This is a genomic window from Actinomadura monticuli (genome assembly GCF_041463655.1).
In the GTDB taxonomy this organism is placed as follows: Bacteria; Actinomycetota; Actinomycetes; order Streptosporangiales; family Streptosporangiaceae; genus Spirillospora; species Spirillospora monticuli.
In genome coordinates, this window is the sequence record NZ_JAXCEI010000015.1 from 40250 (window position 1) to 54557 (window position 14308).

Here is a 14308-nt window from a genome sequence, read left to right on the forward strand (position 1 = left end):
GCGGTCTGGCAGGCGCGGTCTGGCAGGCGCGGTCTGGCAGGCGCGGTCTGGCAGGAGCCGCGGTCTAGCAGGAGGAGGGGAAGCGGCCGTCGGGCCCGGCTATCCGCGTCGTGGTCTCCAGGAGGCGGTCCAGGAGGTCCGGGCGGGCGGCGACGAACCCCAGTTCGGACGCCGGGCGGTCGATGCCCATCTCGTACGGGCCGCCGTTCAACCGGCGCAGCTCCGCGCCCGCCTCGGCCGCCACGAGCGCACCGGCGGGCAGGTCCACGATCTCGGGCAGGTAGCCCACGATGCCGTCGATGTCGCCGCGTGCGAGCATCGTCCAGGCGACCAGCGGCGCCCACAGCTGCAGCATCCGCGCGCACCGCTTCTCCACGGCCGTGCGCAACGCGAACGCCACGGGATCGTCCGACGTGACCTGATGCCCTTGCGTCCACGCCAGGACGGGGTTGTCCCGCCTGCCCGGCCGCGGGCGGCTGGGCAGCCTCACCGGCGCCCCGTCCGGGCCCAGGGTGCCTTTGCCGCGCACCGCCGACCACGTCCGGCCGGACACCGGGTCGTGGACGACGCCCAAGACCGGCTCGGCGCGCGCGCACAGCGCCAGCCCCACCGCGTACACCGGCATGCCGATCGCCACGTTGTTGGTGCCGTCGAGCGGGTCGACGAGCCACACCATCTCCTCGCCGGGCGCCCCGTCCAGGACGCCGGACTCCTCCGCGATGATGCGGTGCCCCGGATACGCCGCCCGGAGGCGCCCGAGGATCAGCTCCTCGGCGGCCGTGTCCAGCGCCGTGACCACGTCCCCGCCCGTCCCCTTCGGCCGGACGTCCAGGGGCCCGCCCACACCGGCGCTGAGCAGGGCGCCGGCGGCCTCGGCGGCGTCCACCGCCACGCCGCGGGCCTCGGAGAGATCGACCGGAAGGGCCGCTGACGGGGTGGTGGGTCTCATAGGGCCTCTCCAGAGGGCTTCGCGGCGGCCCACCGGCGTGCCGAGCAGTGGGCGGCGGCGATCTTGCCCGCGGAACGCCGCAGGGCGCGCTCGGTATCGGCTTGATCGGAACGTGCCCGGTGCACGCGGTGCGTGGGCGTGTCCAGAGGGCCCAGCGACAGGTCGCCGCCGCCCGGCGTCTGACGGCCCAGCGCGACCGTGGCCGCGTCCCGGCCGTCCTCGATGAGCGTGCTGTGGAACACACCCGCGGGCAGAGTGTACGACTCGCCCGTCCGGTGCGCGGTGGAACGGCCGGGGGAGCAGTGGACGGCCTGCCCGGTCGCCCTCAGCTCGTCCACGTCGCCGTGGCTGACGACCTCGAAGACCTGCTGCGGCGCCGTTCCGGCGGCCTCCTCCACGTCCATCCGCACGTTCCGGACGGTCCCGTAGAGGACGAAGCTGAGCAGCTCCCAGCTGTGGCAGTGCACCGGCGACGTGGTGGACGGCGCGGGCCGCACCTCCGGCGTCCAGATGTGCAGGCACACGCCGAGATCGCCGCTGCGCTCCACCGGCAGGCACAGGAACCCCAGCGGGTGCCGCACCGCCGGGACGGGCGGCGCGCCCGCCGCGAGCCCCTTGAGAACGTCGTCGAGGACGCGCCCCGCCCACGCCGGCAGCGTCCGCGCCGCGGTCCCGGCGCGGATATCCTCCCGGATCTCCTGGTACCTCACTCGTAGGGGTCCTTGGCCCGCAGCGCCTTGCGGATGATCTCGATGACGTCCCGGTCGGTGTAGCCGTGCGCGAGGTCGATGCCGATCACCTCGAAGAGCTTGCGGACCTCCTCGACGGTGGGCTCCTCGTCCAGCGGCGCCAGCCGCGCCTGCTCGACCGGGACGCGGCGCGCCTGGTCCAGGCTGGTCTGCAGCTCCGCGCTCACCCAGCTGTAGTAGAACTTCGTGCTGTCGACGACCAGCGCCTCGCCGCGCGGATCGTCCCGGGTCACCACCAGGCGGGACGCGGCGAGGTCGTAGCGCAGCGTCGTCATGGTCCGCGACAGGCCGATGTCGATGTCGAGCATGGCGAACCGCTGCTTCTGCCAGCACGCCGCCAGGATCGTCGCGTACGCCTCCTTGCGGGTGCGCTCCAGCGTCCACGGCTCGCCCGTCGCGTCCGGGCCGTCCGACACGGAGCGGCGGTGACGCGCGTACGCCTCGCACACTTCCACGTTCGTGGGGTCGAGGATCTCCACCCGGAACAGCAGCGTGCGCCGCTCCCTGCGCGCCGCCGCCACGCACTCGGGCAGCGTCCGCGCGCGGATGTAGGTGCCCGTCCCGCCCTTGAAGAACCACCGGTCGGTGTCGCGGCGGGCCTCCTCCAGGACCTGCGCGACCTGCGCGCCGCTGATGACGCGGACGACGGCGGTCTCGTCCAGCGCGCGCTTGGTGTCGGACAGGACCTGCTCGAACGTCTCGATGTGGGTCAGCTTGGCGTCCAGCTCGCCGAGCGTGGCCGACGAGGACCGCAGCGTGTCGCGGACCTCGGCCTCGACCGGGATCCGGCGGCCGCGGTCCCGGAGCACCGAGGTCGCCAGCAGGCCGATCACCGCGAGGATCCCGCTGTTGGTGATCTCGGCCTCGTTCGGCAGGTTCACCCCGAGCCCCAGCACGGCGACGACGATCGCCAGCACCAGCGCGATCACCGCGTCGGCGTTCTTCCCGAGCCAGTTGGTGAAGCGGGTCATGGTCGGCTGGCACCCCGTTCTGGTCGGCGCCGGACGTTCAACGGGGTGCGGGGTGGCCCCCATCGGACGGCACGGTCGGCGCCGTCATCGTAACCACAGTGCCTGGACTGCGGAAAAGCCCCGCAGGTAAGGGCTTCGGTCCCTTGCGCGACCAGGGGTGCCCCCGGTCGCCATAGACTCGGCGCATGCGCGTGCGGGGCCGGTGGACGGGGGCGTGGACGGGGGCTTGGCCGACCCGGCGCTCCCGCGCGCTCGACGTCTTCCTCGCCGTGTCCCTGGCCGCCGGCGATGCCGCGTTCCTGTGGTTCGCCGACCAGCGGTTCTGGCTGCCGCCGCCCGTCGTGGCGGGGTGCAGCGTCGTGCTCGGCCTGACGCTGGTCGTGCGGCGCGTCCATCCCGTCGGCCTCGCCGTGTTCGCCCTGGTGTTCGGGACCGTCACCGGTGCGGGCGTGTTCGCCGCACTGGTCATCCTGTACTCGCTCGCCGCCTACACCTCGTCCCGCCGGACGGTGGTGACGATCGCGGTCGTGACGTACGTCGCCGGGCTGGTCTTCCCCTCGCCCACGGCGGCGACCGAGAACTTCGCAGCGCAGGCGGTCTTCGGCATAGCGTTCAGCGCCGTCCCCGTCCTCCTCGGCCTTTACATGGGGGCGCGCAAGCAGCTCCTCGCATCGCTCCAGGAGCGCGCCGCGAGGCTCGAACGCGAACAGCACCTCCTCGCGGAGCGCGCGCGGGGCGAGGAACGCACCCGCATCGCGCGGGAGATGCACGACGTGGTCGCCAACCGGATCAGCGTCATGGTCGTGCACGCGGGCGCCCTGAAGGCGATCGCCGCACGCGACCCCGGCCGCGCCGCCGAGACCGCCACCGTCATCGGGGACATGGGGCGCCAGGCGCTGGAGGAGCTGCGCCACGTCATCGGGGTCCTGCGCCAGGGCGAGGAGGCCCTGCCCCAGGAGGCCGTGACGCTCGCCCACGTCCGCGAGCTCGTCGGCCAGTCCGGGGCCGCCGGCCTTCGCGTCGACCTGTCGGTCCGCGGCGAGGAGCGCCCGATGCCCACCGCCGTCGGGCGGACGGTCTACCGCCTCGTGCAGGAGGCCCTCACCAACGTCCACAAGCACGCCGGGGCCGCCGACACCCGCGTCGCCCTCGGGCTGCTGCCCGAGGCCATCGAGGTCGAGATCGTCAACGCGCCGCCCACCGCCCGGCCCGAGCACCTGCTGCCGAGCGGCGGGAACGGCCTGGTCGGGCTGCGCGAGCGGGTCAACGCCCTCGGCGGCAGCTTCGACGCCGGTCCGCGCGGCGGCGGCTACGCCGTCCGGGCGAGGCTCCCGCTGCCCGCGTCCTGACCTCGCCGGCCGCGGAATGTCGGAGGCCCTGCATACAGTTGTCAGAGCAGGGAGTTCGCCGGAGCAGGGGGAGTGCCGATGCGCCCAGTCACCGACCTGCGGCGCCGCGTCGCGCCGTTCGAGGTCGTCACCGAGATGACGCCGTCGGGCGACCAGCCGCAGGCGATCGCCGAGCTGAACGCCCGCGTTTCCGGCGGCGTGAAGGACGCCGTGCTGCTCGGCGCCACCGGCACCGGCAAGACCGCCACGATCGCCTGGCTGGTGGAGAAGCTGCAGCGCCCCGTCCTGGTCATGCAGCCGAACAAGACGCTCGCCGCCCAGTTCGCCAACGAGCTGCGCGAGATGATGCCGAACAACGCCGTCGAGTACTTCGTGTCGTACTACGACTACTACCAGCCCGAGGCGTACATCCCGCAGACCGACACCTACATCGAGAAGGACTCCTCGATCAACGACGAGGTCGACCGGCTCCGGCACTCGGCGACCAACTCGCTGCTCACCCGCCGCGACACCGTCGTCGTCGCCTCGGTGTCCTGCATCTACGGCCTCGGCACCCCGCAGGAGTACGTCGACCGCATGGTCCGGCTGCGCGTCGGCCAGGAGATCGAGCGCGACGACCTGCTCCGCCAGCTCGTCGGCATGCAGTACACCCGCAACGACCTGGCGTTCACCCGCGGCACGTTCCGGGTCCGCGGCGACACGATCGAGATCATCCCGCAGTACGAGGAGCTGGCCGTCCGCATCGAGATGTTCGGCGACGAGATCGAGAAGCTCGCCACCCTGCATCCGCTGACCGGCGAGCTGATCACCGAGGACGACGAGCTGTACGTCTTCCCCGCCTCGCACTACGTCGCCGGGCCCGAGCGCATGGAGCGGGCGATCCGCGACATCGAGGCCGAGCTGGAGGAGACCCTCGCCGTGATGGAGCGGCAGGGCAAGATGCTGGAGGCGCAGCGGCTGCGCATGCGCACCGCCTACGACATCGAGATGATGCGGCAGGTCGGCACCTGCTCGGGCATCGAGAACTACTCCCGGCACATCGACGGCCGCGGCCCGGGCACGGCGCCCAACACCCTCCTCGACTACTTCCCGGAGGACTTCCTCCTCGTCATCGACGAGTCGCACCAGACCGTCCCGCAGATCGGCGCCATGTACGAGGGCGACGCGTCCCGCAAGCGGATGCTGGTCGAGCACGGGTTCCGGCTGCCGTCCGCGATGGACAACCGGCCGCTGAAGTGGGAGGAGTTCCTCGACCGCATCGGCCAGACCGTCTACCTGTCGGCGACGCCCGGCACCTACGAGATGAACCGCGTCAAGGGCGACGTCGTCGAGCAGGTCATCCGCCCGACCGGCCTCATCGACCCCGAGATCGTCGTGAAGCCCACCAAGGGGCAGATCGACGACCTCATCCACGAGATCCGCGAGCGCACCGAACGCGACGAGCGCGTCCTCGTCACCACCCTCACCAAGAAGATGGCCGAGGACCTCACCGACTACCTCCTCGAACTCGGCATCCAGGTCCGCTACCTGCACAGCGAGGTCGACACGCTGCGCCGCATCGAGCTGCTCCGCGAGCTGCGCGCCGGCGAGTTCGACGTCCTCGTCGGCATCAACCTGCTCCGCGAGGGCCTCGACCTGCCCGAGGTGTCCCTCGTGGCGATCCTGGACGCCGACAAGGAGGGCTTCCTGCGCTCCGAGACGTCCCTCATCCAGACGATCGGCCGCGCGGCCCGCAACGTGTCCGGGCAGGTCCACATGTACGCCGACACCGTCACCCCGTCGATGGAGCGGGCGATCGACGAGACCAACCGGCGGCGCGCCAAGCAGCAGGCCTACAACGACGAGCACGGCATCGAGCCGCAGGCCCTGCGCAAGCGCATCGCCGACATCCTCGACTCCCTCGCCCGCGAGGACGCCGACACCGAGACCCTCATCGGCGGCGCCGGGCGGCAGCAGTCCCGCGGCAAGGCCCCCGTCCCGGGCCTCGCCTCCAGGACGAAGGAGGTCGGCCGGCACGCCGCCGACCTCGTCGGCGAACGGCCCCGCGAGGAGCTGGAGGCCCTGATCGAGCAGATGACCGACCAGATGCACCAGGCCGCCACCGACCTGCAGTTCGAGCTCGCCGCCCGCCTCCGCGACGAGATCAAGGAGCTCAAGCGCGAACTCCGCGACATGAAGGAGGCCGGCGTCAAGTAGGCCCGGCGTCAAGTAGGTCCGGTGTCAGGTGGGCCCGGTGTCAGGTGGGCCCGGCCTGGATGGCGCCTACGTGAAGGCGAGGACGAGCCGGTCTTCGACGGGGCGGTAGCCGAGGCGCTGGTAGATGCCGTTGCTGGTCGGGTTGGCGAGGTCGGTGAAGAGCACGACGTGCTCGGCGCCCGCGTCGAGCGCGGAGCGGGTGACGGCGGCGGTGATCGCCGCCCCGTAGCCGCGGCGCCGGTGCTCCGCCGGCGTGTACACGGGCGCGACCCTCGCCATGCCCGCGACGACCTCGGTCCGTCCCGCCATGGCCACCGGCCTGGCGCCGATCTCCCAGAACATGAGCCCGCCCGCCGCGATCCTGCCGTCGACCAGCCCGGGATTCGCGCGAGCGGGCTGCCCGGCGTCCGTATGGAACGCGGTGAACCACTCCATCGCCAGCCCGCGGTCGCCACCGCCCGCCACCCGCGCGGCGCCCTCGGGCGGCGGGGCGGGGGCGTCCAGGCCGTCGAGCCGGTAGAGCCGCTGCCGCATCGCGACGCTGCTCGCCGCCCCGGTCCTCTTCGTCCACGCGTCCGTGAACGCCTCGACGGCCTGCGGTGCCCCGTTGACGCCGGACACCCTCGCCCCCCGTCCGGCCAGTGCGTCCGCAAGTTCCGCGGCCGCCGCCTCCGGCATCGCGCTCAGCATCGGCGGGTGCGCGCCGGTCCACAGGCACGCGCCCGCGACCTGCCCGCCCGCCGTCCACCACCCGAGCAGCGCGTCCCCGAAGAGCCCGGGGCCCTGGACGCGCATGGACTCGGTCACGGTCAGCGGCACCGTGTTCGCGACGGGATCGGCCCGCAGGAAGCCGCCCGCCCGCGCGAGGAAGCTCTCAAGATCGTCGGCGAGTGTCCAGGCCATACCCGAGCATGCCCCTGCCGCCGCGCCGCCCGCATCCCGGTTTCCGGCGGAAAACCGCGCGACGGACGCCCGGAACCGTGGCAGCATCGCGCGTGTGGCCCTGCGGGAATCCGGCGACATCGACCTGGCCAGGCTGGAACGCGCCTGCGGAACGGCCGGTCCGCTGCTCGACGTGGTCCGGGAGCTGGCCGTGCAGGCCGACAGGGCCGAGAACCCGCGCAACGCGGACGACGCCTTCTTCCTGCCCCGCTCGCTGTACGCGGAGGCGATACCGGCGCTGCCGTTCCTGGTCGAGCTGGCCGGATCAGGCGAGGAGGACGTCCGCGTCGACGCGCTCAACCTGCTGGCGCGGCTGAGCCGCGAGGCGAACGACCACGAGGACCCGGAGTGGGACCCCGCGCTGCGGGGCGTCCTGCCGGACCTCGCCGTGCTGCTCGCCGCCCCGGAGGCCGAGGTGCGGCTGGCGTCGACCCGCGCGCTCGCGTCGGCGGTCGGCGACCCGGACCTGGCGGTGAGCGCGCTGTGCGAGGCATGGGACGAGGACGACGACGAGGCGGTACGGCTCTGCGCCGTGCTGGCCGTGGCGGACCTCGCGGGACTCTGCTCGGCCGCCGTCCTGCCCGAGGCGCTGATCTGGCTCCGCGAAAGGGCCGCCCACGGGAGCCCGCACGCCAGGATGGCGGCGTCGATCTCCCTGGCCCGCCTTGTCGAGGCCGATCGCGCCGACCCCGACGCGGTGATCCGGGCGCTGAGCGAACCCGACGTCGAGGTGTGGCGGTACATCCCCGACCTGGAGCCGCCCTATGTCATCCCCTCGTACGGCGGAACGTCGCGGCAGCTCGTCCACTGGGTCGACGAGCGGCTCGCGGAGGATCTCGTCACCCGCACCCGCCTGTGCGCGGTGCTCGCGCACCACCGTGACCCCGACCGGCGGAGCGAGGCGATCAAGGTCGCGGCGGCCCTGGCCGCCGGGTGGCGGTCCGCGTCCGCAGAGCTGCTGCCGGTCCTGGCGGAACGCGCGGCGGACGAGGCGGTGGAAGACCGCCTGCACGCCCTGCACGTGATCGCGGCGATGGGCCCGGACGCCGCCGCCCACACGGAACTGCTCGCCGCCGCCTTGGACGACGACCGGCGGCTGCACTCCTCGACCGACGACCGGATCGCCGACGTGGCCGCCTGGGGCCTGGCGTGGCACGGCGACCCGCGGTGCCTGCCGCGGCTGGTCGAGCGGCTCGGAGCCGAGGGCCTCGTCTACGGCCCGGGCGACCTGGGCGGCTCCGCCGGCACCTGGTACCCGGCCCGCCTGCCCGGCGCCGCGGACGTCCTGGCCCCGCTCCGCGACCATGCCGCGGCACTGCTCCCGGTGATCCGCGACCGGCTCGCCGACGTCCCCGAGACGCCGCCGCAGGCCCACATGCGGGCGCGGCCCTCCCGCGCGGAGGCGTGCCTGGTCCGGCTGGTCGGGCTGTGGGAGGAGGAGGGCGCACCGGCCGTCCCGGAACTGACCGGCCTGCTCGGGAGCAGGTTGGCGGTACCGGCGGTGGAGGCGCTCGCGGCGATGGGGCCGGCGGCCGGGGACGCCCTCCCGGTCATCGAGGAGGCGATGCGGCGTACCGCCAGGTCGGGCCGCCCGATCGACGAATTCCGGGACCTGGCCTTCGCCCGGGCGCACTGGAAGATCACCGGTGATCCGGCGCGCCTCGCCGGCCTGGTGAGCGCCCTGGCGGGCCCGCGCGGCCTGCCGGATCGGATCCTGCCGTACATCGCGGAGCTGGGGCCGCACGCCGCCGCGTGTGAGGGGTGGGTGCGGTCCTTCCTGGACTCCAACCGCGAGCGGGTCCGGTACAAGGCCGCGTACGCGATGGGCAGGATCACCGGCAGGCCGTCGACCTGGGCCGGCATGCTGGCCCGCGTTCTCGACCACATCGCGGAGGGCGTCCACCACCCGGCGAGCTGGGAGGCCGTCCGCGATCTCGCCGCCCTCGGCACCGCCCCGAACGGTCACCGGCGGGAGCTCCGGACGATCCTGGAGGCCGACCGGCGGCACCGCTGCTCCGGCGGCTGGCGCAGCTTCTCCGAGGACCGCGAGATGCGCGGCCTCGCCGCCGCGCTGCTCGCCTCCACCGAGTACTGACCCGCCCGACCCGCGGGGGCCGCTGCTCGCGGTCGAGCACTCCGGCGACAGCGACTCCACCGGCGCCCTCTGCGGAACCTCCTCGGCGCCCGGTACGGCGCCCGCGGGCTGGCACGGCCGCTTCTACTCCTGACGCGATCAGGTCGTGGCGGCACCCCGGCCGGTGCCCGGGCGTACGGGAGGCGCCGGGCGGCGGCGCGGCCTACGATCGCGGGATGGAGTACGAGGTTCGGCCGGCGCGGCCCGCCGATCTGCCGGTTCTGGCGGACATCGAGAACTCGGGCGACCCGATGTTCGGGGAGATCGGGATCGTGTTCCCGCCGGGCCCGACCGTGGTCGAGCAGTTGATCGGCAAGGACGCGGAGATCGTGGTGGCGGGCGATCCGCCGGTGGGGTTCGCGGCGGTCGAGGAGGTCGACGGCGCGGCGCACCTGGAGCAGATCTCGGTGCGCGGCGACCTGGTGGGACGGGGGATCGGCGCCGCTCTGCTGGACGAGGTCGTGGCGCGCGCGGCGGCGGCCGGCTCGCCCGGCGTCAGCCTGCTGACGTTCCGGGACGTCCCGTGGAACGGCCCCTGGTACGCCCGCCACGGGTTCGCCGAGCTGCCCGAGGAGCGGTGGGGGAGCGGGATCCGGTCCTACTGGGACGCCGAGATCGAGGCCGGCCTGCACGAGCTGGGGCCGCGCGTCGTCATGTGGGCGCCGATCGCGTAGCGGCGCGCCGCCGTCGCCGCCGGCGGTACAGGCGGAAGCCCGCGTATCCCGTGAGGACCGCCGCGACGAGCCCGATGACCGGGGCGAGGACCGCCAGCACGCTCATGACCAGGGACGCGACGTCCTCGACGGTGCTCAGGACGGGCGCTCCGGCACCCATCGTGCCCGCGTTCGCCACCGGCCGCACGGACGCCTTCGCGGCGTGGACGATCAGCGCCACGGCGATGCCGAGACCCCAGCCGATCCACGCGTGGTCCCGCATGAACGCGGAGGAGTCGACCTTTCCGGCGGCGTCGGTGGCGGCGAAGACCGCGCCTCCGGCGGCGGGCCGGACGAACGTCTGGACGGCGTCGTTGACGCTGTCCACGACCGGCACCTTGTCGAGGACGACCTCGGCGGCCAGCAGGACGGCCAGTCCGGCGAGGACCCGCCCGTCGGTCAGCCAGCCGGCCTCGGCGGGCAGCCGGACCAGGTCGCTGTAGCGGGCGATCAGGCCGACGACCAGCAAGGGGATGAAGGCGTTGAGACCGGCGGCCGCGGAGAGGCCGAAGCCGGTCAGTGCCGCGAGCATGGGTCCCTCCCGCTGACTCGTCCCTACTTGACCTACCGTTGGTCTTTGGACGCACGGTCTCCCGCCCGCGTTCCAGTAGAAGATCTACAATGTAAAGGCGGGAACCCGGAACGGCCCGCGGACGTCTTGCCCCATGGACGACGAGGAGGACGATGATCAGCCCGGTGGCATGGGTGCGGGACCGCCTCGGCGAACGGAGGGCCGCACTCCTCCTGCTGGTGGCACTGCTGGTGCTGGCCGTCCTTCCGGTGGTGGCGCTGCCGGCGGCGCGCTGCGAGGTCTTCGGCAGCGGATGCCGGACGCCCGTCCAGGAGAAGCGCGCCGACCCGGTCGCGGCCGAGAGGGCGCCGACGCCGCTCGACGTGGCGACGCGGGGCTCCTACGCCGCGCTCGGGGACTCCTACTCGGCGGGCGTGGGCGCGGAGGCGACCCCCGCCGACCACAACCCCCTGGAGCGCTGCCATCGCACGTCCAAGGCGTACTACAACGAGGTCGCCCATGCGTTCCGGTTCGCGAAGGGCACCTCGTTCTGGGCCTGCTCCGGCGCCAAGACCCGCGATGTCCTGGACGGTCACGGCGGCGAGCCCCCGCAGATCGGGCGCATCGGGCGCGACACCAGCCTGATCACGATCAGCATCGGCGGCAACGACGTCGGGTTCTCCACGGTGCTTGCCGGGTGCGTCGTCCGGCTGCCGTGGAGCAAGGGCTGCGCCGCCCAGGGCGGGGAGATCGCCGGGAAGATGAGCGACCTGCGGCAGAACCTCCCGGCCCTGCTCGCCGAGATCACCGCGAGGGCGCCCTACGCCCGGGTGATCGTGATGGGCTACCCGAAGGCGTTCTCCGAGGTGAGCGGCGTGGACGGGGACAACATCACGGTGTCGGACCAGCGCTGGCTCAACGCCCGCGCCTACGACCTGGGGCAGCTGATCCGGCAGGCCGTCCAGGAGGCGGACGCGCGCAAGGCGGCCACGCGCGGCCACGGGAGCGTCGAGTTCGTCGACGCCTACAGCGCCTTCGCCGGGCACGAGGTGGGCAGCCGGGACGCGTACATGAACGGCCTGACGGTGAACCTGCCGGCGCTCGAGGCCGAGCCGCGCAGCTACCATCCGACGGTCGCGGGGCAGCACGCCCTGGCGCAGCTGTTCATCGCCCAGATCAAGAAGGGGCCGGGCCGCCCCCTCTCCTAGCGGGAGACGGCGACCGCCGCGCGGTCCTGGACCTCCTTTCCGGCGCGGCACCGACTCGTCGCCGGGCGCGTGGGTACGGCTAGGGCATGCCCATCACGGTGGCGCTCGCCGGGGACACCATGCTGGGCCGGGGCGTGGCGGAGGAGATCGCCGTGTCGGGCCCGCACGGGCTGTTCTCGGACGGCGTGCGCGAGGCCTTCGCCGGGGCCGATCTCGCGCTGCTGAACCTGGAATGCTGCGTCTCCGAGCGCGGACGCCCATGGGACGCGCCGGGCAAGCCATTCCATTTCCGGGCCCCGCCGGCCGCCGCCGAAGCCCTCGCCGACCTGGGCGTCGACTGCGTGACGCTCGCCAACAACCACGCCCTCGACTTCGGCGCGGACGCCCTGGCGGACACTCTCACCCTCCTGGGACGGGCGGGGATCCGCACGGTCGGCGCGGGCGCGGACGCCGCGGCGGCCCGCGAACCCGCCATCCTGGAGGCGGGGGGCACGCGGGTCGCGCTGGTCGGCGTCACCGATCATCCGGCCGACTTCGCCGCGGGGCCCGGCCGGCCCGGCGTCGCCTACGCCGATCTTCGCGCCGGGGTCCCGGACGACCTGGTGCGGCTGGTCCGCCGGCTGCGGGACGAGGCCGACGCCGTGCTGGTCATGCCGCACTGGGGCCCGAACATGACGCGGGAACCGCTGCGCTACGTCCGCCGGGCGGCCCGGTCCCTGGTGGACGCGGGCGCCTCGCTCGTCGCGGGGAGCTCGGCGCACGTGTTCCACGGCGTCGCCTGGCCGGTGGTCTTCGACATGGGCGACTTCATCGACGACTACGTGGTCGACGCCCGGCTCCGCAACGATCTGGGCCTGATGTTCCTGGTCACCGTGGACGGCGGCCGCCCGTCCAGGATCGAGGCGGTCCCGCTCCGCCTCGGCCTCGCCCGCCCCCGGCTGGCGGACGGCGCCGACCGCGCCTGGATCACCGACCGTTTCATCGCGGCGTGCGGCGCCTTCGGCACGGACGTCAGCGTGCGGGACGGCCGGCTGGTCGTCGCGGCCGGCGGGTCATAGCGGGTCATAGCGGGTCGCCGAGCGGCCCGTACTCGTCGACCAGCGCGTCGGCCCAGTGGGCGGCGAAGTCGGGCCGGGTGCCGTCCGCGTCGGTGAACCCGTACTCCGCGTAGAGGCCCCAGGTCGCGAGGGCCCGGCCCGTCTTGGCCATGACGCCGGGGTCCGCGGCCAGGGCGGCGACCGCCCGCCCGACATAGGCGGGGGACTCCGAGTGGGCGAAGTGCGGGTCCCGGGCGACGGCGTCCCGCCAGTTGTCCTCGGTGACGCCGAAGTGGTCGAGGACGGCCTCGGACCGCAGGAATCCGGGCGTGAGCGCGACGGCCGCGACCCCGTGCGGCCTCAGCTCGGCGGCCTGCGCGACCGCCAGCCGGATCACCGACGACTTCGCCAGGTCGTAGAAGAACGAGCCGCGGTAGCGGGCGGTGTTGCCGTCGGTCACCTCCACCACCAGGCCGCGTCCCCGCGCGACCAGCAGCGGAAGCGCGAACCGGCTGGTGATCACGTGGGTCTCCACCGCCTGCCGCAGCAGCCGCAGGCCGGTGCCGAGGTCCTGCTCCCACAGCGGGTGCTCCCAGTCGGTCAGCGGGTCGCCGCCCCACACCGAGTTGACGAGGACGTCGAGCCGGCCGTCCTGCTCGGCGGCGATGCGGTCGGCCAGGGCGCGCACCTCGTCCGGGCGGGAGTGGTCGACCCGCACCGGGATCCCGGTGCCGCCGGCGGCCGTGACCCGCTCGGCGGTCTCCTCGATCGTCTCGGGCCGGTCGAGGTCGGAGCGTTCGGACCGGCTGCTGCGTCCGGTCACGTAGACGGTCGCCCCGGCGGCCCCGAGTTGGACGGCGATGCCCCGGCCGCCTCCGCGTGTGGCCCCGGCGACGAGCGCGACCCGGTCGGTCAGTGTTCCCATGGTTCCCCCTCAGGGACGTGCGGTGCGAGGACGGCGCCGATCTCCCGCCGGAGCCGCTCGGGCAGCGTCCCCTCGCGGTCGAGGGCCCAGGCCAGCCCGGCCCCCGCGATGACGGCCCGGACGGTTCGGGCCAGCGCCCCGGCGTCGGTGCCGGCGCGGAGCTCGCCCGCCGCCACGGCCTCGGCGAGCAGCATCCCGATCACCTGCTCGTTGGCGCGGTGGACGGCCAGGGCGTGCTCGTGGAGTTCGGGGTCGGTGAGATCCATGCACAGGAAGGCCAGATGGTTGGCGTACCGCTCCGGTGTCGACATCTCGGACATCGACCCGATGGCGAACGCCATGAGCGCGTCCAGCGCCGACAAGTGCCCGGCCCGCGCCCGCTCGTGCAGCGCCTCGGGATCCTGGACCGACCGGGCGGCCAGTGCCACCAGGAGCCCGCGCTTGGACCCGAACCGCTGGACGAGCGTGCCCGGGACGAGGCCGACCTCCCGGGCCACCGCGCCGAGCGTGAGCCCCGCCGGGCCGGCCCGGCCGACCACCTCGGCCGCCGCCCGCAGGATCGCCGAGTCGTCCACGCCGCGCGGCCGTCCCGCCATCGCACCCCCATTTATAAATGAACGAGCA

At 73.8% G+C, this 14308-nt stretch carries 13 protein-coding genes; 6 read left to right on the top strand and 7 right to left on the bottom strand.

Features of this window, described 5'->3' with window-relative positions; translation table 11 throughout:
• Positions 1 to 64 precede the first annotated feature (64 nt).
• The 3 genes from SM611_RS28765 to SM611_RS28775 are packed head-to-tail and all read right to left on the bottom strand — an operon-like array spanning position 65 to position 2669.
• Positions 65 to 949 carry an inositol monophosphatase family protein gene (locus SM611_RS28765; protein WP_371953424.1) on the bottom strand — a complete coding sequence of 295 codons (885 nt, stop codon included), beginning with the start codon at positions 947 to 949 and terminating at the stop codon, positions 65 to 67.
• Positions 946 to 1659, bottom strand: a complete 714-nt coding sequence (locus SM611_RS28770; RefSeq protein ID WP_371953426.1) for a hypothetical protein — start codon at positions 1657 to 1659, stop codon at positions 946 to 948. Before SM611_RS28770 ends, SM611_RS28765 begins: the two co-directional genes overlap by 4 nt.
• Entirely contained in the window at positions 1656 to 2669 is a 1014-nt protein-coding gene (locus SM611_RS28775; protein ID WP_371953428.1) for a hypothetical protein, read from the bottom strand. Before SM611_RS28775 ends, SM611_RS28770 begins: the two co-directional genes overlap by 4 nt.
• Positions 2670 to 2854: 185 nt before the next feature.
• Between SM611_RS28775 and SM611_RS28780 the strand changes: the two genes are divergently transcribed.
• Together SM611_RS28780 and uvrB are read left to right on the top strand one after the other, a co-directional pair.
• Positions 2855 to 4018, top strand: a complete 1164-nt coding sequence (locus tag SM611_RS28780) for a sensor histidine kinase (protein WP_371953429.1) — start codon at positions 2855 to 2857, stop codon at positions 4016 to 4018.
• A gap of 78 nt (positions 4019 to 4096) precedes the next feature.
• Positions 4097 to 6214 (top strand): excinuclease ABC subunit UvrB, encoded by a 2118-nt coding sequence (gene uvrB / locus SM611_RS28785; RefSeq protein ID WP_371953431.1) that lies wholly within the window; start codon positions 4097 to 4099, stop codon positions 6212 to 6214.
• Between the two features lie 66 nt (positions 6215 to 6280).
• On the opposite strand, the gene SM611_RS28790 is transcribed toward uvrB, so the two are convergent.
• On the bottom strand, positions 6281 to 7117 hold the full coding sequence (locus SM611_RS28790) for a GNAT family N-acetyltransferase (RefSeq protein ID WP_371953433.1): 837 nt from the start codon (positions 7115 to 7117) through the stop codon (positions 6281 to 6283).
• A gap of 94 nt (positions 7118 to 7211) precedes the next feature.
• Here SM611_RS28790 and SM611_RS28795 point away from each other — a divergent pair, with 94 nt between their 5' ends.
• Together SM611_RS28795 and SM611_RS28800 are read left to right on the top strand one after the other, a co-directional pair.
• Entirely contained in the window at positions 7212 to 9251 is a 2040-nt protein-coding gene (locus SM611_RS28795) for a HEAT repeat domain-containing protein (protein WP_371953434.1), read from the top strand.
• 215 nt (positions 9252 to 9466) lie between these two features.
• Positions 9467 to 9964 carry a GNAT family N-acetyltransferase gene (locus SM611_RS28800; protein ID WP_371953435.1) on the top strand — a complete coding sequence of 166 codons (498 nt, stop codon included), beginning with the start codon at positions 9467 to 9469 and terminating at the stop codon, positions 9962 to 9964.
• On the opposite strand, the gene SM611_RS28805 is transcribed toward SM611_RS28800, so the two are convergent.
• A complete protein-coding gene (locus SM611_RS28805) occupies positions 9942 to 10535 on the bottom strand; it encodes a DUF4126 domain-containing protein (protein ID WP_371953436.1) in 594 nt (197 codons plus the stop codon). The two genes, SM611_RS28800 and SM611_RS28805, sit on opposite strands and share 23 nt — an antisense overlap.
• A 152-nt stretch (positions 10536 to 10687) precedes the next feature.
• On the opposite strand from SM611_RS28805, the gene SM611_RS28810 reads away from it, so the two are divergent.
• Together SM611_RS28810 and SM611_RS28815 are read left to right on the top strand one after the other, a co-directional pair.
• Positions 10688 to 11722 (top strand): SGNH/GDSL hydrolase family protein, encoded by a 1035-nt coding sequence (locus tag SM611_RS28810; RefSeq protein ID WP_371953437.1) that lies wholly within the window; start codon positions 10688 to 10690, stop codon positions 11720 to 11722.
• Positions 11723 to 11808: 86 nt separating this feature from the next.
• On the top strand, positions 11809 to 12780 hold the full coding sequence (locus SM611_RS28815; protein ID WP_371953438.1) for a CapA family protein: 972 nt from the start codon (positions 11809 to 11811) through the stop codon (positions 12778 to 12780).
• Between the two features lie 4 nt (positions 12781 to 12784).
• On the opposite strand, the gene SM611_RS28820 is transcribed toward SM611_RS28815, so the two are convergent.
• Together SM611_RS28820 and SM611_RS28825 are read right to left on the bottom strand one after the other, a co-directional pair.
• Positions 12785 to 13684: an SDR family oxidoreductase gene (locus SM611_RS28820; protein ID WP_371953439.1), complete on the bottom strand. Its 900-nt coding sequence runs from the start codon at positions 13682 to 13684 to the stop codon at positions 12785 to 12787.
• Positions 13672 to 14280, bottom strand: a complete 609-nt coding sequence (locus SM611_RS28825) for a TetR/AcrR family transcriptional regulator (RefSeq protein ID WP_371953440.1) — start codon at positions 14278 to 14280, stop codon at positions 13672 to 13674. Before SM611_RS28825 ends, SM611_RS28820 begins: the two co-directional genes overlap by 13 nt.
• Positions 14281 to 14308 lie beyond the last annotated feature (28 nt).

Coding starts and splice junctions, on each gene's coding strand:
- SM611_RS28805 (WP_371953436.1), bottom strand. CDS start 10,535: ATGCTCGCGGCACTGACCGGCTTCGGCCTCTCCGCGGCCGCCGGTCTC.
- SM611_RS28825 (WP_371953440.1), bottom strand. CDS start 14,280: ATGGCGGGACGGCCGCGCGGCGTGGACGACTCGGCGATCCTGCGGGCG.
- uvrB (WP_371953431.1), top strand. CDS start 4,097: ATGCGCCCAGTCACCGACCTGCGGCGCCGCGTCGCGCCGTTCGAGGTC.
- SM611_RS28765 (WP_371953424.1), bottom strand. CDS start 949: ATGAGACCCACCACCCCGTCAGCGGCCCTTCCGGTCGATCTCTCCGAG.
- SM611_RS28810 (WP_371953437.1), top strand. CDS start 10,688: ATGATCAGCCCGGTGGCATGGGTGCGGGACCGCCTCGGCGAACGGAGG.
- SM611_RS28775 (WP_371953428.1), bottom strand. CDS start 2,669: ATGACCCGCTTCACCAACTGGCTCGGGAAGAACGCCGACGCGGTGATC.
- SM611_RS28780 (WP_371953429.1), top strand. CDS start 2,855: ATGCGCGTGCGGGGCCGGTGGACGGGGGCGTGGACGGGGGCTTGGCCG.
- SM611_RS28790 (WP_371953433.1), bottom strand. CDS start 7,117: ATGGCCTGGACACTCGCCGACGATCTTGAGAGCTTCCTCGCGCGGGCG.
- SM611_RS28800 (WP_371953435.1), top strand. CDS start 9,467: ATGGAGTACGAGGTTCGGCCGGCGCGGCCCGCCGATCTGCCGGTTCTG.
- SM611_RS28815 (WP_371953438.1), top strand. CDS start 11,809: ATGCCCATCACGGTGGCGCTCGCCGGGGACACCATGCTGGGCCGGGGC.
- SM611_RS28820 (WP_371953439.1), bottom strand. CDS start 13,684: ATGGGAACACTGACCGACCGGGTCGCGCTCGTCGCCGGGGCCACACGC.